The sequence below is a fragment of the Mesorhizobium sp. 10J20-29 genome, from assembly GCF_054130485.1.
Window position 1 is genome coordinate 4,571,908 of the sequence record NZ_CP199156.1, and the last position, 17,386, is coordinate 4,589,293.

The 17,386-nt window shown below is 65.4% G+C and carries 18 protein-coding genes; 5 read left to right on the plus strand and 13 right to left on the minus strand.

Translation table 11 applies throughout. From position 1 onward, the window contains the following. Positions 1-24 precede the first annotated feature (24 nt). Complete coding sequence (locus ACT2BZ_RS21965; protein WP_457937746.1) at positions 25-936, plus strand: SDR family NAD(P)-dependent oxidoreductase; 912 nt, start codon at positions 25-27, stop codon at positions 934-936. Positions 937-941: 5 nt separating this feature from the next. On the opposite strand, the gene ACT2BZ_RS21970 is transcribed toward ACT2BZ_RS21965, so the two are convergent. The 3 genes from ACT2BZ_RS21970 to ACT2BZ_RS21980 form a co-directional block, all read right to left on the minus strand. Beyond that, a complete protein-coding gene (locus tag ACT2BZ_RS21970; RefSeq protein WP_457937748.1) occupies positions 942-2,651 on the minus strand; it encodes an amidohydrolase in 1,710 nt (569 codons plus the stop codon). Between the two features lie 119 nt (positions 2,652-2,770). Then, positions 2,771-3,967, minus strand: coding sequence for an MFS transporter (locus ACT2BZ_RS21975; RefSeq protein ID WP_457937750.1), 1,197 nt, complete (start codon positions 3,965-3,967; stop codon positions 2,771-2,773). Between the two features lie 145 nt (positions 3,968-4,112). Next, positions 4,113-5,498, minus strand: coding sequence for a DEAD/DEAH box helicase (locus ACT2BZ_RS21980; RefSeq protein WP_457937752.1), 1,386 nt, complete (start codon positions 5,496-5,498; stop codon positions 4,113-4,115). 442 nt (positions 5,499-5,940) lie between these two features. Here ACT2BZ_RS21980 and ACT2BZ_RS21985 point away from each other — a divergent pair, with 442 nt between their 5' ends. Further along, on the plus strand, positions 5,941-7,473 hold the full coding sequence (locus ACT2BZ_RS21985; protein ID WP_457937754.1) for an acyl-CoA carboxylase subunit beta: 1,533 nt from the start codon (positions 5,941-5,943) through the stop codon (positions 7,471-7,473). Between the two features lie 13 nt (positions 7,474-7,486). Here ACT2BZ_RS21985 and ACT2BZ_RS21990 read toward each other — a convergent pair whose 3' ends face one another. Beyond that, a complete protein-coding gene (locus ACT2BZ_RS21990; protein ID WP_457937756.1) occupies positions 7,487-7,708 on the minus strand; it encodes a hypothetical protein in 222 nt (73 codons plus the stop codon). Positions 7,709-8,024: 316 nt separating this feature from the next. Here ACT2BZ_RS21990 and ACT2BZ_RS21995 point away from each other — a divergent pair, with 316 nt between their 5' ends. Beyond that, the gene (locus ACT2BZ_RS21995) at positions 8,025-8,252 is read left to right on the plus strand and encodes a hypothetical protein (RefSeq protein WP_457937758.1); all 228 of its coding nucleotides are present in this window, start codon (positions 8,025-8,027) and stop codon (positions 8,250-8,252) included. 71 nt (positions 8,253-8,323) lie between these two features. Here the strand turns inward: ACT2BZ_RS21995 and ACT2BZ_RS22000 are convergent, their stop codons facing one another. From ACT2BZ_RS22000 to ACT2BZ_RS22010, 3 genes are all read right to left on the minus strand, one after another. Then, a complete protein-coding gene (locus tag ACT2BZ_RS22000) occupies positions 8,324-8,572 on the minus strand; it encodes a ParB N-terminal domain-containing protein (protein WP_457937759.1) in 249 nt (82 codons plus the stop codon). Between the two features lie 77 nt (positions 8,573-8,649). Continuing rightward, on the minus strand, positions 8,650-9,702 hold the full coding sequence (locus tag ACT2BZ_RS22005) for an aldo/keto reductase (RefSeq protein ID WP_457937761.1): 1,053 nt from the start codon (positions 9,700-9,702) through the stop codon (positions 8,650-8,652). Positions 9,703-9,828: 126 nt separating this feature from the next. Then, positions 9,829-10,323 carry a hypothetical protein gene (locus tag ACT2BZ_RS22010; RefSeq protein WP_457937763.1) on the minus strand — a complete coding sequence of 165 codons (495 nt, stop codon included), beginning with the start codon at positions 10,321-10,323 and terminating at the stop codon, positions 9,829-9,831. A gap of 338 nt (positions 10,324-10,661) precedes the next feature. On the opposite strand from ACT2BZ_RS22010, the gene ACT2BZ_RS22015 reads away from it, so the two are divergent. Then, positions 10,662-10,826: a hypothetical protein gene (locus tag ACT2BZ_RS22015; protein ID WP_457937765.1), complete on the plus strand. Its 165-nt coding sequence runs from the start codon at positions 10,662-10,664 to the stop codon at positions 10,824-10,826. Between the two features lie 19 nt (positions 10,827-10,845). Here the strand turns inward: ACT2BZ_RS22015 and ACT2BZ_RS22020 are convergent, their stop codons facing one another. Beyond that, positions 10,846-11,352, minus strand: coding sequence for a DUF1993 domain-containing protein (locus tag ACT2BZ_RS22020; protein ID WP_457937767.1), 507 nt, complete (start codon positions 11,350-11,352; stop codon positions 10,846-10,848). A gap of 128 nt (positions 11,353-11,480) precedes the next feature. Here ACT2BZ_RS22020 and ACT2BZ_RS22025 point away from each other — a divergent pair, with 128 nt between their 5' ends. Then, entirely contained in the window at positions 11,481-12,530 is a 1,050-nt protein-coding gene (locus ACT2BZ_RS22025; protein WP_457937768.1) for a DUF1176 domain-containing protein, read from the plus strand. A 3-nt stretch (positions 12,531-12,533) separates the two neighbouring features. Here ACT2BZ_RS22025 and ACT2BZ_RS22030 read toward each other — a convergent pair whose 3' ends face one another. The 5 genes from ACT2BZ_RS22030 to ACT2BZ_RS22050 are packed head-to-tail and all read right to left on the minus strand — an operon-like array spanning position 12,534 to position 17,383. Beyond that, positions 12,534-13,430, minus strand: a complete 897-nt coding sequence (locus tag ACT2BZ_RS22030; protein WP_457941414.1) for an alpha/beta hydrolase — start codon at positions 13,428-13,430, stop codon at positions 12,534-12,536. Between the two features lie 28 nt (positions 13,431-13,458). Then, complete coding sequence (locus tag ACT2BZ_RS22035) at positions 13,459-15,069, minus strand: NTP transferase domain-containing protein (protein ID WP_457937770.1); 1,611 nt, start codon at positions 15,067-15,069, stop codon at positions 13,459-13,461. Then, positions 15,066-15,776, minus strand: a complete 711-nt coding sequence (locus tag ACT2BZ_RS22040; RefSeq protein WP_457937772.1) for an XdhC family protein — start codon at positions 15,774-15,776, stop codon at positions 15,066-15,068. The genes ACT2BZ_RS22035 and ACT2BZ_RS22040 overlap by 4 nt, the downstream gene beginning before the upstream one ends. Before the next feature lie 3 nt (positions 15,777-15,779). Continuing rightward, on the minus strand, positions 15,780-16,127 hold the full coding sequence (locus ACT2BZ_RS22045) for an XdhC family protein (protein WP_457937774.1): 348 nt from the start codon (positions 16,125-16,127) through the stop codon (positions 15,780-15,782). Between the two features lie 20 nt (positions 16,128-16,147). After that, a complete protein-coding gene (locus ACT2BZ_RS22050) occupies positions 16,148-17,383 on the minus strand; it encodes a vWA domain-containing protein (protein ID WP_457937776.1) in 1,236 nt (411 codons plus the stop codon). Positions 17,384-17,386 lie beyond the last annotated feature (3 nt).

The following is a 17,386-nucleotide window of genomic DNA, read 5'->3' on the forward strand; positions in this document are numbered from 1 at the left end:
ACGGCAGCATTCACGGGTGGCACAATGGCAATCTACAGGGCCGGCCCAAGCGACGGCGTGGCCTGGCTTACAGGCGGAAGCACCGGCATCGGCCGGGCGCTGGCACTGGACCTTGCCCGCGATGGCTGGACGGTGGCCGTCACGACCCGCGAGCAGGACCGGCTCGACGATCTTGTCGACGAGGCCTCCGGGGTCGCAGGAAAGATCCTGCCATTCTATTGCGACGTCACCGACGAGGCCGGCATGGCGCGAACGGTCGAGGCGATCGAGGCGAATGCAGGAAAAGTCGTGCTCGCCATCTTCAACGCCGGCACCTACTTCCCCGTCCACGGCGAGGCGCTCAGCCTGTCGGCTTTCAGAAAGACCTACGACGTCAATCTGTTCGGCGCGCTGCACGGCATGATACCGGCGGTCGAAGCCATGCGGAAGCGCGGCCGCGGCCAGATCGTGCTCGTCGGCTCGGTGACCGCCTATTTCGGCTGGCCGAGCACCGGCGCCTACGGCGCCACCAAGGCAGCGCTCAACCTGATGGCCGACTCACTGCGCTTCGACTTCGACAAGATGAACATCCGCCTGCAGATCATCAATCCGGGCTTCGTCGACACGCCGCTGGCGGCCAAGAACAGCTTCGTGATGCCCGCGCTGATGCCTGTCGAGCAGGCCTCGGCGCGCATGATGAAGGCGATCCGGTCAGGCGGCTTCGAAACGACCTTCCCGCGCCGCCTGACCTGGGGCCTCAAGCTGCTGCGGCTGCTGCCGCGCGACGTCGTCCACCACTTACTGTCCTACGTGACGCGCTGGAAGGGCCGCCCGCTCATGCCCGGCAGGTCATGGGAGGATGACGGGCTGGAAAACCTGCGTCCGCACATGCGTGAACTGCCGGACCACGGCAAGCTGGCAAAGCGCGCGCGCAAGGGCAAGAAACCCGGGCACTGAGCACCTTACGGCGTGGCCGGCTCCGGCATCGCCTCGTCCTGGTAGACCGGGACACCATCGATCAGCGTCGCCAGCACCTTGCTTGATGCGATCTCGGTCGGTGGCACCTTGGTGATATCGCTGGCGAGCACGACGACGTCGGCACGCTTGCCGACCGTCAGCGTACCGGAATTGGCCTCGTCGAAGGCGGCATAGGCGCCGTTCACCGTATAGGCCTTCAGCATGTCCATCAGGTCGAGCTTGTGCTGAGGCGTCAGCACGCGGCCCTCGGCGTCTTCGATGTCCTGCCGTGTCACGCCGGTCTGGATCGCCTCCAGCGGGTTCATCGACGAGACGCTCCAGTCGCTGCTGCCGACGATCGTGGCGCCCGCCTGCTTCAACGCGCCGAAGGGATAGAGCCATTCAGAGCGTTCCGGCCCGATCTTTGGCTCGGTCAGGTCGACGATATAGGTGTCGGGATAGGCCCACAGCGCCTGGATGTTGGCCAGTACGCCAAGCTCCTTGAAGCGCGGAATGTCGGTCGGGTCGATCAGCTCGAGATGCGTGATCTGGTGGCGGCTGTCGCGTGCGCCATTGGCCTTCTGCGCCGCCGCATAGGCGTCGAGCGCCACGCGCACGGCGCGGTCGCCGATGGCATGGGCGTGCAGCTGCAGCCCGGCCTTGTCGGCTTCAACGGCGATTGCGTCGAGCTGTTCTGGCGTGAACAGCAGCTCGCCGCTCTCGTTGCTGCCGACATAGGCCTCGAGCAAGGCGGCTGTGCCGGTCTCGATGACGCCGTCGATGAAGAGCTTCAGCGAGGTGATCTTGAGATGCGGCGTTGCATAACGCTGCTTGAACTCAAGCGTTCGCGCCACGCCGGCGGTCCCCTCGTCCGCCTCGACCTTGACCGCGGCCTCGACCCGAAGCGCCAGATTGCCGGCCTCATCGGCGCGCTTGTAGCCGTCGAGCATCCAGGCTTCGGCGGATGGGTCGATGATGGCGGTGATGCCGTAGCTCAGCGCCTCGGCCTGCGCCGTCTCGAAGCCGGCATCCACCTGGCTGTGCGGGTATTCGGGCAGCAGCTTGCTGACCAGTTCCATGGCACTTTCGCGCAGCAGGCCGGTCGGGTTGCCGGCGGCGTCACGCTCGATGCGGCCGCCTTCGGGATCCTTGGTGCTGGCGTCGACGCCCGCGGCCTTGAGCGCCGCCGAGTTGGCCCATCCGGAGTGGCCATCTACCGCGCTGATGAACATCGGCCGGTCGCCGGTCACCTCGTCGAGCATGGCGGCATTGCCCTCCGGAAAGGCCGCGATATCCCAGCCGGCACCGCGAATCCAGGCGCCCTCGGGCATGTCGTCGATGTTGGCGGCCTCGATCGCCTCGCGAACGCCTTCCTTGTCGACGACTTCCCACAGGCCGACGTCGAGCGCCTCGGTGGCGCTCCAGATCAGGTGGTTGTGGGAATCCTGGAAGCCCGGCAGCACCAGCGCGTCGGCCGGCAGGTCGTAGACGGTGGCGCCGTCGAGGTAGGGCGCGACATCCTCAGCCGAGCCGACCGCGGCAATGCGCCCGTCGACCAGCGCGATGGCGCTGGCTTCCGGCCGTGCCTCGTCCATGGTGAGGATGCGCGCGCCGCGCAGGACGACGGTCCCGTCTGCGGCGAAGGCTGCAACCGAGCTCAAAAGGAGCGCAAAACCAGCGGCGCCGAGGCCGGACCTAGAGAGCAAACCAGCCATGACGATCATTCCCGCCTGTTGTTGATGTGGCGCCAAGTTATCCGGCGCAATGGCGGCGTCAAGATACTGTTTTCATGTCGCGATCCGGCATGTCGCGCGGCTCGTGCGGACGCCCGGATTCAGGTCGTTTCCGGCTTAGCGTCGCGCGCCAGCAGGTACACCAGCAGGCTTGCCCCGAGCGTCAGAACGTAGAAGCCGAACAGCGCCGCATAGCCCGACCCAGGCGAACCGGGCACCGAGGCGGCGGTGACGACGCCACCGGTGGCAAACTGCATCGCGCCGACCCCGCCGATCGCGAAGAAATTCATCAGCGTCACGCCCCGTCCGGTCAGGTGTGCCGGCACGAAGGCGCGCGCATGCGCCATCAACAGCCCGTAGGAACTGCCGCACAGGCCGACAATGACGAAGAGCACTGTCGTGCCGACGATGCCCGGAACCGGAACGAGCGTGAGATAGACAAGCGCCAGCAGGCTCATCGCGTTGCCGCCTGCCGCGACCCATTTGCGGGTTCGGAAGATGGTGTCGAGCGGTCCATAGAGGAACGACCCGGCAACCATGGCCAGTGCCATGAAGAGCGTCACCTGGCCGATGACGATGGCGTCCGCGCCATAGACGTCGGCAAGATAGGGTCCGGCCCAGAGCCCGCGGATGCCGGAAGTCGGCGCGTAGTTGAGCATGGTCAGCGGGATGATCGGCCACAACATGCGCAACCGCAGGAGTTCGCGATAGCCGGCAAATCCGCTCGACGGCCCGCTGCTTCCCGCGGGCTCGGACGGATCGCGCACCAGAAGCGCGACGGCGAGCGCAGTCAGGAGCGTGAACACGCCAAGCCCCGCCATTACCGGGCGCCAGCCGAAAGCCTCCGCCGCGCCAGCGAGCGGCGACGCGCCGATGACGTTGCCGGCCGTGCCGAAGGCGACCATCCAGGAGGCCAGCACGGCAAAGCGGGCCGGCGAATAGCTCCTGGCGAAGATGAACAGCGAGCCCATCAGCACGGGCGCGCAGCCGATCCCGATCAGCGCCATCGCGGCAATGATCATCCAGGGAGATGTTGCCAGCGCGAACAGGAAGGCGCCGAGGCCGGCGCCGGCGGCCAGCATCAGCGAGGCTGTGCGCCGCGGCCCGAAACGGTCGAGCGAGACGCCGACGGCGAACTGCGCCAGCGCGAAGGCGATGAACCAGGCGCCCGAAGCCGCCGAGAGCTCGGCCTTGCTCATTCCGATTTCCGTGGTCAGCGCAGGCGTCAGCACCGCCATGAAGGACCGGTAGAACTGCGACAGCACGTATCCGATTGCGAGCGCCGCTATGCCGGCCATGAAAAGCTTCCCGAGAGACGTGTTGCGGCCTAGCGCATCGTCCGCCCGGCGGCAATTGGGCCAGACCCGCGTGCCTGTTCTCGCAAACGAAAAAGCGCCGCGGTCTCTCGACCGCGGCGCTCACAATCGTCAGGTGGCTTTAAGGTCAGGCCGCGCGAGGCGCCCTGTTGCCGCCGAAGCGGCGCTTGCCGCCATAGTTCCTGCCACCGCCGGGCTTGCCCGACACAGCCTTCTTGCCGCCGCCGGGCTTCTGGTCGCCGCGCGGGCGGTTGCCGTTGCGGTAGCCGCCGCGGTCGTTGGCGGCCTCCTGGACACGCTCGTTGCGCTCCTTGGGATCGCGCACGGGGTCAGGCTCGCCGGTATGGTCGGCCGTGATCGGCAGCTTCGCGCGGATGATCCGCTCGACCGAGCGCAGCTTCGAGCTCTCGGACGGATCGCACAGCGTGATGGCGATGCCGTCGGCACCGTTGCGGCCCGTACGGCCGATGCGGTGGACATAGCTCTCCGCCTCGTCGGGCAGGTCGAAATTCACCACGTGGCTGATGCCGGGAACGTCGATGCCGCGCGCGGCGATGTCGGTCGCCACGAGGATGCGCACCGAGCCGTCACGGAAGCCGTTGAGCGCCTTCTGGCGGGCGTTCTGGGACTTGTTGCCGTGAATGACGGCGGCGTTGAAGCCGTCGCGCTCGAGATCGCGAACGACGCGGTCGGCGCCGTGCTTGGTGCGCGAGAAGACGATCACCGAGCTCATCGCCGGGTCGGCGAGCATGGTCGACAGCACCTTGCGCTTCTGCTTGGTGCGGGCAATCACCACGCCCTGCTTGATCTCGGCCGCGGCCGTGCCCTGGGGCGCAACCTCGATGTGGACCGGGTCCTTCATGATGCCGCGGGCAAGCTGCTCGATCTCCGTCGGCATGGTGGCCGAGAAGAGCGCTGTCTGCTTGTCGCGATGCACCGCCTTGGCGATGCGGCGGACGTCGTTGATGAAGCCCATGTCGAGCATGCGGTCGGCCTCGTCGAGGACGAGCCAGCGCGTCTCGGCAAGGCTGATCTCGCCTTCCCGCACCAGATCGGTCAGACGGCCGGGCGTGGCGACGAGAATGTCGACGCCGGGCGCCATCTTGCGAACCTGGCTGGAACGCGAGACGCCGCCGAGCACGAGGGCGGTGGCGACATGCAGGCCCTTGGCCAGGATGCGGATCGTGTCTTCGATCTGCACCGCGAGCTCGCGGGTCGGCGCCAGGATAAGCGCACGGCAGGTGCGCGGCGAACGCTTGGTGCCGAGCGCGATGATCTTGGTCAGGATCGGCAGGCTGAAGGCAGCCGTCTTGCCGGAGCCCGTCTGGGCAACGGCCAGCACGTCGCGGCCGGCGAGATGTGGCGGAATGGCACCGATCTGGATCGGCTTCGGCGTATCAAAGCCTGCAACAACGGTCGCCTTGAGCAGCGGACCGGTGATGCCGAGCTTGGCAAAGTCGGTCAGTTCAGCAGTATTTTCAGCGGTGTTTACCGCAGTGTTTTCTATCGTCAATTTATTCTTCTTTCGCGCGGGCATAGCCGCAAAACAGCCCTCACGCGGGGCGCAACCCGCGGCGGACGAAAATTCATGAAACGACAAGGCGGCGGACACTTCAGTGTCCGCGCGGCTGCGCTGTCGTGCCCGCGGACATTCTGTCCGTGGGGCTTTTCCGCCACTTGCCGATCTTCGGTAAGGGAGAAAACAGACGCAACCAGTCCTGTTGAGGAAAGCCGGAAATCCAGCCTACGCGCCTATTGCGCCGCATATGGGCCATCCCGGTCGAAATAGCAAGGTAATTCGCTGCACTGCAGCAAACCGGTTCCGGGACCGGCGCGTTCCGGAGCAGGGTTGCATTGCCCTCGCCCGCGACGGTTATGTCCCGCCAGCAGGTGCTTGCGCTGGCGCGACGCCATGTTACGACAGGCTCGTAAAACGTGCGGGGGGAATGCCCACTATGAAAGACGTGCTCAGCGAACTCGAGCGGCGGCGCGAGAATGCCCGCATGGGCGGCGGCCAGGCCCGCATCGACGCTCAGCACAAGCGCGGCAAGTTGACCGCCCGCGAGCGTATCGAGGTTTTTCTCGATGAAGGCTCGTTCGAGGAGTTCGACATGTTCGTCGAGCATCGCTCCACCGATTTCGGCATGGAGAAGCAGAAGATCGCCGGCGACGGGGTCGTCACCGGCTGGGGCACCGTCAACGGCCGCACGGTCTTTCTGTTCGCCAAGGATTTCACGGTGTTCGGCGGCTCGCTGTCACAGGCGCATGCCGAAAAGATCCAGAAGGTGCAGGATATGGCGCTGAGGAACCGCGCGCCCATCATCGGCATCTACGATGCCGGCGGCGCCCGCATCCAGGAGGGCGTGGCCGCACTCGGCGGCTATGCCGAGGTGTTCCAGCGCAACGTGCTGGCCTCGGGCGTCATTCCGCAGATTTCCGTCATCATGGGTCCCTGCGCCGGCGGCGACGTCTATTCGCCGGCGATGACCGACTTCATCTTCATGGTGCGCGACACCTCCTACATGTTCGTCACCGGGCCGGACGTGGTGAAGACCGTAACCAACGAGACGGTGACGGCAGAACAGCTCGGCGGCGCCTCCATTCACACGACGAAATCGTCGATCGCCGATGGCGCCTACGACAACGATGTCGAGGCGCTGCTGCAGATGCGCCGCCTCGTCGACCTGCTGCCGGCCTCCAACACGGCCGAAATTCCGGAAATCGCCTGCAGCCAGCCGGCCGACGCCAACGACATGTCGCTCGACCGGCTGATCCCGGACAATGCCAACAAGCCCTACGACATCAGGGAACTGATCCTGAAGACCTGCGACGAGGGAGACTTCTTCGAGATTCAGGAAAGCTTCGCCAAAAACATTGTCATCGGCTTCGGCCGCGTCGAGGGACGCACCGTCGGCTTCGTCGCCAACCAGCCCATGGTGTTGGCCGGCGTTCTCGATTCCGACGCCAGCCGCAAGGCCGCGCGATTCGTGCGCTTCTGCGACTGTTTCTCGATCCCGCTGGTGACGTTCGTCGACGTCCCGGGCTTCCTGCCGGGTACGGCGCAGGAATATGGCGGCCTGATCAAGCACGGCGCAAAGCTGTTGTTCGCCTATGCGGAGGCCACGGTGCCGAAAGTCACCGTCATCACCCGTAAGGCCTTCGGCGGCGCTTATGACGTGATGGCGTCAAAGCACCTGCGCGGCGACATGAACTATGCCTGGCCGACCGCGCAGATCGCCGTGATGGGCGCGCGCGGCGCGGTCGAGATCATCTATCGCAAGGATATCGGCGACGCGGAGAAGATCGCGGCCCATACCAAGGCTTACGAGGACCGCTTCCTGTCACCCTTCGTGGCGGCGGAACGCGGCTATGTCGACGAGGTGATCATGCCGCACTCGACCAGGCGCCGCGTGGCGCGTGCGCTGCGCATGTTGCGCAACAAGAACCTCGAGAACCCCTGGAAGAAGCACGACAACATCCCGCTTTAGGCGGAAAGACCGATCAGCTCAGGGCCGGCCGGTCGAACTCCATGGCGGCGCTGTGCATCTGCGCCTGCGCCATGACCTGCGCCGTGATGTCTTCGAGCGCGACGTTCTCGCCTTCGTGGCGGGCGCGGATCTCTTCAGCCAGCAGCGGGATGTTCACGACCCCGTAGCGATGCAGCGCGGACTGTACGGTCGCAGACAGATCGTCCAGGAGTCGGGGTGAAAATAGTACTTTCATGGTGTTTCTCGCTCTGATTTCGCGTGACCCCACTCACGACATTTCCATGCCAGAGACTATGCACCCAACAAGCCCGGAGCACAACAGCAAAATACGGTTTTCCGTAATATTTTCAAATAGTTAGTAGATTGCCTGCTTGCGTAATTGACAGCAAGGAACGTCGTGTTAGCAGCTACCGCCGGAGACAGGCTCGGCTCAGCCTGCGACCTTGATTAAGAATACACATCATGCCAAGAATGATTGGAACTAGTCGCTTACTCATTCGTTTGGACCTGACTTTCGTTGCGTTCCGCTTCCACAGGTCGAGGGCATTGTGATGGCTGAACTTGAGCGTCCCGAGAGACTTCAAATCATGCTGAGCGCCTCGGAACTCGAGGCCTTGGAAAACTGGCGTTTTGACAAGCGGATGCCCAGCCGCGCGGCAGCCGTGCGCGAGTTGCTGCGCCGCGGCTTGGCGTCGGACGGATTTCTGGTGGCGGAGACAGGCGCGAAATCACAGGATTTCGGGGTTGTTAGTCAGCAGGACAGCAAGGACGGCGCCTGAGGGTTCGGGCGGCGCCGGTCGCTGCCCTGCCCTTCAATAGCCCCCTCAGCCGATAGCAGGCGACTTGGACCTCAGTGCCTCTTGGCCTGCACCAGATAGGCCTCGATCTCGGTCTCGCCGAGCCACTTTGCCGCTTCCAGCCGATGCAGGCCCTCTACCAGCACATGGCGCTTGCCGTCGTGACGCACCTGGATCGGCGTATTCATGCCGTTCTCCAAGATGTCCTCTGCCAGAATCCGCACCGTTTCGGGATGCAGCGTCTTCTTGCGCGCAGTCGGCACGTAGATGTCCTCGACGGGTACCTTGGTGATCCGCAGCATTGTGCACCCCGCGCAGGAATTGCGCCCTGCCCTTGGTAGAAGCTTTGACTGCCCGCGCCAAGCCTTGGCGCAGCCAGTCAGGGACAGGGGTTGCCGAAGCGCTGGTGGATGGCATCGACGGCCTTCAGCATCTCCTCGGTAAAGTCCACCTGGGCCGAGGACAGCGCCATGTCGAGCTGCGCAATGCTGGTCGCACCGATGATGTTCGAGGTCATGAAGGGACGGCTCGTGACGAAAGCGTTGGCAAACAGCGCCGGTTCCATGCCGAAGCTGCGCGCCAGTTCGTTGTAGGCAAGCAGCGCCTCGGCGGCATTCGGTGTCTGGTAACGCTGGCCTCGATTGAAGAGGGTCGTGCGGGCGCCTGCCGGACGCGCGCCGTGATCGTACTTGCCGGTCAGGTAACCCTGCGCCAGCGGCGAATAGGCAAGCAGCCCGACGTCTTCCCGGTCGCAGACCTCGGCGAGGTTCACTTCGAAGGTTCTGTTCACGAGGTTATAGGCGTTCTGGACTGAGACCGGGCGCGGACCCGCGCCGCGATTGGAGTCGGCCACATACTGCATGACGCCCCACGAACTCTCGTTGGACAGTCCGAGATGGCGGACCTTGCCGGCCTTGACCAGATCGTCGAAGACGCCGAGCGTCTCGGCGATCGGCGTTTCGTCGGCGTCGCGTTGGGCGGGCCATGACCCCACCCGCGTCGGGTTTCCGCCCCAGGCGATCTTCCGGTCCGGGAAATGAATCTGGTAGAGGTCGATACGGTCGGTCTGCAGCCGCTTGAGCGACTTGTCGATGGCATCGAGGATGTCGGCGCGAACGAGCTTGGAGGGGCGGCCACCGCGGAACCACTCGTTTGCGGTGCGTCCGACCACCTTGGAAGCGAGGACGACGTCGTCGCGGTTGCCGCGCGCCTTCATCCAGTTGCCGATGATCTCCTCGGTGCGGCCCTGCGTCTCCGGCTTCGGCGGGATGGGATAGAGTTCGGCCGTGTCGAGGAAGTTGACGCCGCGCGAAAAGGCCAGGTCCATCTGCTCGTGGCCTTCCTGCTCGGTGTTCTGCTGGCCCCACGTCATGGTTCCGAGACAGATTTTCGAGACAGAAAGGTCCGTCCGGCCAAGGCGGCGTTTTTCCACGGGGCAACTCCGGGTGTTCTGCTGAAGCGCAGGGCGCAGGTGAGAATCCCGTTCTAAACGCCTGTCCGGAAAATGAAAGCTCGGCCGGTTTCCCGTCCGCGCGATCGACGCGACGGGCTGCAAATATCAGCGGGCTGATGCCCTCTCGGCCCGACGCCGGGCTTCGTCGATCAGGCCGTTGGCGACCTGCATTCGGGCCAATGCGCGCGAACGCAGATGCGGCGCCACCCGGTCGGGATGGTTCTTCATCGCAAAACTGCGGCGCAACCGGCCAAGCTCGGCGGCACGCACGGAGGAGAGGCCGAGTTCGGCGGCGATGACATCGGGATCGACCGAAAGCGGCGGCTCGGGCTCGGAAGCGCGGACAGGTTCGGGTTCTGCCTCGTCATGCGGCAGGTCGGTGTCCGACTGCTCATCGGCTAGCGCGTCACGGTAGGTGGCATCGGCATCACGACCCGAAACACGGATGCGCCCGGAATGCAGCTCATCGACCACAGCGAGATAGTCGAACGGGATCGTCGGCCGGGCGGCCGAGTCTTCCTGCTCGTCGCGGGCAACGAACAGATCGTCCAGCAACGCGCTGAAATCGCTATGCGTCTTGCTTCCCGTGGTCGCCTCCATGCCGGCGCCTGAAGCGCCGTGTCAGATGGCGACAGTAGCGCGTGGAGCGTTAAAAATGCCTGTCTCGAAAGCACTGCAATTTAGTCGAAAAAAGCCGGGCTACACCGAAGGGTGCAGCCCGGAAGTGGATGCCCGGCTGCAAAGTCCCGGACATCGCCAGCAAATACGGCGCGGCCGGCCCGGAAGTTTCACGGCATGCCAGTCTTTGCCGGATGATGACAACAGCCGCGGCGCAACGGCCTTGCGGAGCATGGCTGCCATGCAGATGCTGCACTGCACAATTCGCGAGAATCACCTACATTCAGCGTCGGGAGGAAAACAGGAAGGGGCTATAGCTCATGGGTTTCCGAACAGAATTCTTCTCCCGACCACGCCCGCAGGAAGAGGCGAAATACCGCGCCGCACTGGCGTTGCTCCATGCGATGAGCAATGCCGACCGCGCGGATATCGGCGTCAAGCCTGCCGACTTCCCGCGTCTCGCCCGCGAGATGGCGCTGAAATAGCCGGCCCGGCCCGGCTCCTTCAGTCGGCGCCGAAAAAGCTCTGCTTGCCGAGCGGCACACCGTTGTGACGCAGGATGGCGTAGGCCGTCGTCACGTGGAAGTAGAAATTCGGCATGGCGAAATTCAGCAGGTACTGCGCGCCCGCGTATTTCAGTTCGCGCTGGCCGACCTTCAGTTCGATAGGCCGTTCTTCCGATCCCTCGATATCGCCGGGAGTAAGGCTTTTCAGATAGTCGATGGTTTTCGCGATCCGAGCGTGCAGTTCCGCAAAGCTCGCTTCCGTATCGTCGTAGGGCGGCGCCTCCTTGCCGGCCAGGCGGGCCGAGGCGCGCTTGGCGTGGTCGGTGGCGATCTGCACCTGTCGGGTCAGCGTCAGCATGTCCGGCGCAAGCCTGGCCTGCAGGAAGACCTGCGGATCGATCTTGCGTTCCGCTGCGTTGGCCTCCGCCTTGGAAAGCACGTGGCCAAGGGCCCTGAGCCGCTCCGAAAACACCGGAACGGAAATATCATACATCGATAGCGCCACGAAAATTCTCCCTGCGCGCGGTATGCGTGCACTGGCTGAGATAGTGATGGCTACCGCGCCTGCGCAAGGCCATGCGCGCGCCGCAATCGATGCTAGATTGGGCCAGACGCGGTTTCGAGGAGGCAATCATGTTGAAGGCGATTTTTCTGGCGGTGCCGGCCGCCCTGTTCGCAACGGTGCTCGCCACCGCTTCGGCCGGCGCCGCAGAGCCAGCCTATCTCGACGACCGCACGGATGCGACTTCCCTCGTCCGCTCGCTCTACAACGCGATCAACCGCCACGAATATGCGCGTGCATGGGATTACTTCGGCGACGAGAAGCCGGCCAGCGATTTCGCGGCCTTCGCCCAGGGCTATGAAGCCACGGCGGAAGTGAAGGTCCTGACCGGCAGCCCGGCGTCGGAGGGAGCCGCCGGCAGCACCTTCGTCTATGTGCCGGTCGCCATCCTCTCCATCGACACGGATGGCCGTGAAAAGGTCTATGCCGGCTGCTACACGGCGCGCTTCGTCAACCCGCAGATCCAGGAGCCGCCCTTCAACCCGCTGCATATCGAGAAGGGCAGCCTGCAGGCAGTCGAGACGGCCTTCGAGGATTCTGTCCCGGCGCAATGCCCGGACGCGCCGGTCCCTGAAGCGACCGATGCGCTGCTGCAGCAGGCCCAGGCGGCTTTCGATGCGACGCATGCTGACTGCGAGCCCGACCTGGCGCCCGAAGGCGAGGAGGCGCCGGTCTCCTACCCCATCCCCTACCGCTACAAGACGGACGGCGACGAGCAGCCGATGCGTGAGGCGCGGCTCTTCCGCTTCTTCTGTTCGATGGGAGCCTACAACATCACCCACGTCTACTACCTGCACAACGAACTGGACGGGCTGCGCGAGTTGCAGTTCGCCACACCCGACATCGACGTCCGCTATGTTGACGACAATCCCGACGGCCAAGTGGATTCGGTCAACATCATCGGCTTCCTGGCCGCCGACCGGCTGGTCAACTCGGCCTTCGATGGCGCAACGCAGTCGATTTCCGCGCACAGCCTTTGGCGTGGTATCGGCGATGCGTCGTCGAGCGGGCTGTGGATCTTCCGCAACGGCGATTTCTCTTTGGTGAAGTACGAGGTCGACGCCTCCTACGATGGCGAGATCAACCCTGAAACCGTCCTCGACTACGACACCGCGCCCTGAGCGCTAGCGCCCGGCCGACAGCATCCAGTTGAGCGTCTCGCGCCAGTCGGTCATGCGGATCGGCGTGCCGTGGGTGCCGCTTTCGAAGCGCACGAAGCGGGCCGGGTAGCCCGGCGCCTTCTTCAGAATGGAGCGGTAGAAGGCCTCCTGGCTGTCGACAGGAAACACCGTGTCGCGGCTGCCCTGGCCGAAGAAGACAGGAACCCTGCGCTTGAAAGCCGCGCTCGACGCGAAGCCGTCGTCCCAGAGCGAGCCCAAGAGCAGGAGCCCGGACAGGCGCGGCGCGACGGTCTTGTCGTTGGCCAGCGACCAGCACAGCGCGCCGCCCATCGAGCCGCAGGCGACGAACACCGGCGCACCGGGAGATTTTTCCGCGTAGTGGCCGATCAGTGCGGCGATCTCGGCTGTGCCGCCGGCGCCGAAATCGGAGAAATCGGGCGACAAATAGAGCCCGCCATTGTCGGCCATCAGGTTCTTGATGCGGTTGAAATTACCGCCGAACGTATAGTCGTCGACACCCTGCTTGCGGCTGCCGCCCTGCCCGTGCAGGTAGATCGTGACGACGCGCGCGCCGTCCGTCTTGCCGACGGCGACGAAGCGGATCGTGCCGGCATCGGTCTTCAGCGCCAGATCCTGCTGCATCTTGCGCACGCCGGTCGAGACGTATTTCGCGTGAACGCGCCGCTCGGGCACCTTGTCGCGCCTGTCGATGTCGCGCGCTTCGCTGTAGTCGACAACTCGGTAGGCGCCGCCATCCTCAGACGCGATGATGCCCGGATAGGCGAAGAGCTCGTCCTTGAAGGGTTTGAGCGTCAGCTCGGCGGCATGCGCCAGGGCAGGCAGAACGAGGAAGGCCGCAGCAAGCAGCAGGCGGGCGCAGACGGCGCCGGCTCGCGCCATGGGCTCAGAAGTCGCTGCAATCATCACGTCAATCCTGCAGCACGCCACCGGCGCTTTCCATGGCATCGCGCGTATCGACGTCGATGCCTGCCCCCTCGCCGATCTCGACGTCGATGACCGGCATCAGCTCCGCCTCGACAAGGTGGCGGGCACCGGTATCGCCCTGCAGCTGCGCCACGGCGCCGAACAGCGAGCGCGGCAAGAGCACGGGATTGCCGCGCTTGCCATTGTGGGTGGCGCGCACGACGGTCTGGCCGCCGGCCTTGCGAAATGCCGAAATCAGTCGGTCGAGGTCCGCTGCGGAAATCACCGGCATGTCGCCAAGCACGATCAGCGCGCCCGCCGCCTCCTGCGGCACGGCGGCGATGCCGGCCTTCAGCGAACCGGACAGGCCGTCGGCAAAGTCCGGGTTGTGGGCGAACTGCACGTCGAGGCCGGCTAGCGCCTCGCGGATGCGTGCCGCCTGATGGCCGGTGACGACAGTGGTGCCGGCCACACCCGAGGCGAGCGCACGCTCGGCCGACTGGCGGATCAGCGGCTTGCCGTCGAACAGGGCCATCAGCTTGTTGGGCCCGCCCATGCGGCTGGAGCGTCCGGCGGCGAGCACGATGGCGTGGACATCGGTGGCTGCAGGCGGCGCTGCAATGTCGCGCGGCTGTGGCCGCGTCGGGATTTCCATCAGAAGGCCGCCGACGCCCATGCCGGCAATATCGTTCGACGTCACGTCGAGCCCCGCGATCAGTCGGTCCAGGACCCAGTCAAAGCCGTTCTCCTTGGGGCTGCGCGCGCAGCCCGGCGCGCCGATGACGGAGGTTTTGCCGAGCCGGCCGAGCACCAGCAGATTGCCCGGATCGACCGGCATGCCGGCGCGCAGCACTTCGCCGCCGGCCGCACGGATCGCCGCCGGGATGACGTCCTCGAAATCGCACAGCGCAGACGCTCCAAAGACGATCACCATGTCATGGTCGGCGACAAGCGATGCGATGGCCTTCGCGACCGGTCCGGCTTCGTGCGGCGTGCGCAACTCGTTGCCGATGCTGCTGCCCGAACGGGCAAGCCTGGCCTGCGTGATGCGGATCGTCTTGGCGAGTACACTGTCCTTGACGCTGGGCAGGACGGTCTGGACTACGCCGACGCGCATCGGGCGAAACGGGTGAACGGCGAGGGTCTCGCCCGCCTCAAGGATCGCGGCCGCCTGCCCGACCAGGCCTTCTGCGACGGCGAATGGAATGATCTTGACCGTCGCCACCATCTGGCCAGCCTCGACGGCGGAGTACTGGGCAAGTGTCGCGACCGTGATTGCCGGGTCGACGCCGTTGACGCGGTCCACCATCGCCTTGTCGACGGTGAAGACACCGGTTGCCACCGCGTGCAGGTTGACGCGGCCGGTTGCGGCGGGCCTTGCCTCGACGCCGGCATGGCGCATCGCCTCAGCAACCCGCGTTGCCGCGGCATCCTCGCCGAGATCGTCAGCCGACAGCCGCGCCGCCACCACCGTCTCGATGCCGGCGGCCTTCAGGACGGCGATATCGTCGACACCGATCACATGGGCCTTGCGGAAACGCTTGTCGCCGGCGGTCGTGGCATGCGCCAGGACCGCCCCGACTGCGTCCGAAACAGCGACCGGACCGAATTTCATGCCGCCTCGCCCTTGGACTTGAAGCCGGAGCCGCGTGCATGGAAGGCGCGGATCATCTGCGCCAGCACCGCCACGGCGATCTCGGCGGGGCTTGCCGCACCGATGTCGAGCCCGATCGGCGCATGGATGCGCTCGATCTCCTCGGCCGTTGCGCCGAGCGCCAGCAGGCGCTCCACGCGCTTGGCGTGCGTCTTTCGGCTGCCGAGCGCGCCGACATAGAAGCATTTCGCGTCGAGCGCCGCCTTGAGCGCGAAATCGTCGATCTTTGGATCATGCGTCACCGCGGCGAGCGCGGTGTAGCTGTCGAGCGGATGTTCGGCCAGAACGGACTCCGGCCATTCGGCGTGCAGCGTGACATCCGGAAAGCGGTCAGCGCTGGCGAAGGCTGTGCGGGGATCGATGATCTCCAGCGGGTAGCCGGCAATGCGCGCCATCGGCGCCAGCGCCTGGCTGATGTGGACGGCGCCGACCACCACCAGGCGCGGCTGCGGTAGGTGCACGTTGAGAAAATAGCTACGTCCGCCGGCCTCGGCTGCCCCGGAATTGCCGGTGCGAAAGGCTCTCGCAACCGCTTCCCCCAGCTCGCCGGCAACCTCGTCATGCTCGTGCACGATACGGCTGCTGCCGTCGCCGAGATCCGTCAGCAGGATCGCGGCGCGGCGCGCGCGGCGTTCGGCGTTGAGGGTCTTGAGCGAAGCGATATCCATGGCTCAGGCCCCCTGCACCAATGGCTCGACATAAACCCTGATACGGCCGCCGCAGGACAGGCCGACCTGCCAGGCAGTCTCGTCGGCAACGCCGAAGTCCAGCATTTTCGGCCTGCCGCTGTCTATCACGTCGACCGCCTCGGTGACGACGGCGCCTTCGACGCAGCCGCCCGACACCGAACCGTGGAAATTGCCGTCTGAGTCGATCACCAGATGGCTGCCGACCGGCCGGGGCGCCGAGCCCCAGGTTTCCACCACGGTTGCGACCGCAACATTGCGGCCGTCATTCATCCAGCCTTCGGCGATGAGCAGCGGATCGCGGGCATCATCGAGATGTGCGGAATTTTCCATGACGAAGTCTCCTTCAGGACTCAGGCTGCGCGGCCTTCCAGCCACAGTCGCGGATCGACATTGCGCGCGCTCGACTTGTCGAGGGAAGCGCACAGATCGGCCAGGGCATTGAGATTGTGCACGGCGCGGAACTCGTCGACATGCGGCAGCATCGCCTTGACGCCGCGCGCACGCGCCTCGAAGCCGTCGAAGCGCAGGAGCGGGTTCAGCCAGATCAGACGCCGGCAGGATTTTCTCAGCCGCTCCATCTCCTCCGACAGGCCGGCAACGTCGTCGCGCTCGAGCCCGTCGGTGATCAAGAGCACGACGGCGCCCTGCCCCAGCACCCGTCGCGACCACAGTCGGTTGAACTCGTGCAGCGTGTCGCCGATGCGCGTGCCCCCCGACCAGTCCTGCACGGCCGCCGAGCAATCGGCGAGCGCGTCGTCCGGATCGCGGTGGCGCATCTGGCGCGTCAGGTTGGTCAGCCGCGTGCCGAACACGAATGTATGCACGCGACGCCGCTTCTCGGTCAGCGCATGCAGGAAATGCAGGAAGATGCGCGTGTACTGGCTCATCGAGCCGGAAATGTCGGCGAGCACGACGAGCGGCGGATGCACCTCGCGCGGCGAGCGGAATTTCGGCAGGATCAGTTCGCCACCGGTGCGCGAGGCGTGGCGCATCATGGCGCGCGGGTCGATGCGTCCGCCATGCGCATCGGCGCGGAAGCGGCGCGTCCGCACCGTGTCGAAGGGCAGCCTGAGCGCGGCGATCTCGCGCTTGGCGTCGGCGATTTCGGCCGCGCTCATCTGGGCGAAATCCTTGCCGCGCAGCATTTCGTTTCCCGACACGGTAAAGCGCGCGTCGATGTCGATGTCCGGCACCTCACGCGGCGGCTGGTTCTTCTCGTGGCCCTCAAACATCGCCTGGGTGACGCGGTTTTCCGCCGCGCGCGGCTTTTGCCGTTCCTTGTGGTCGGGGGCGACGGGCGAAAACATCGCCAGCATCTTCTCGATCAGCTCGCGCGACTTCCAGAACAGGCGGAAGGCCTCGTCGAAGGTCGCGTGGTCCTCGTGCCGCGAGACGAGAACCGCGTGCAGGGTCCAGTAGAAATCGTCGCGGTCGCCGATGCCGGCGGCGAGCACTGCCTCGATGGCATCCATCACCGAGGCCGGTCCGACCCGCATGCCGGCCTTGCGCAGCGCCCGGGCGAAATAGACGATGTTGTCGGCAATGCGCCCGTCTGGCCTGGCGGAATTGGATACGGCGGCGTCCATCGC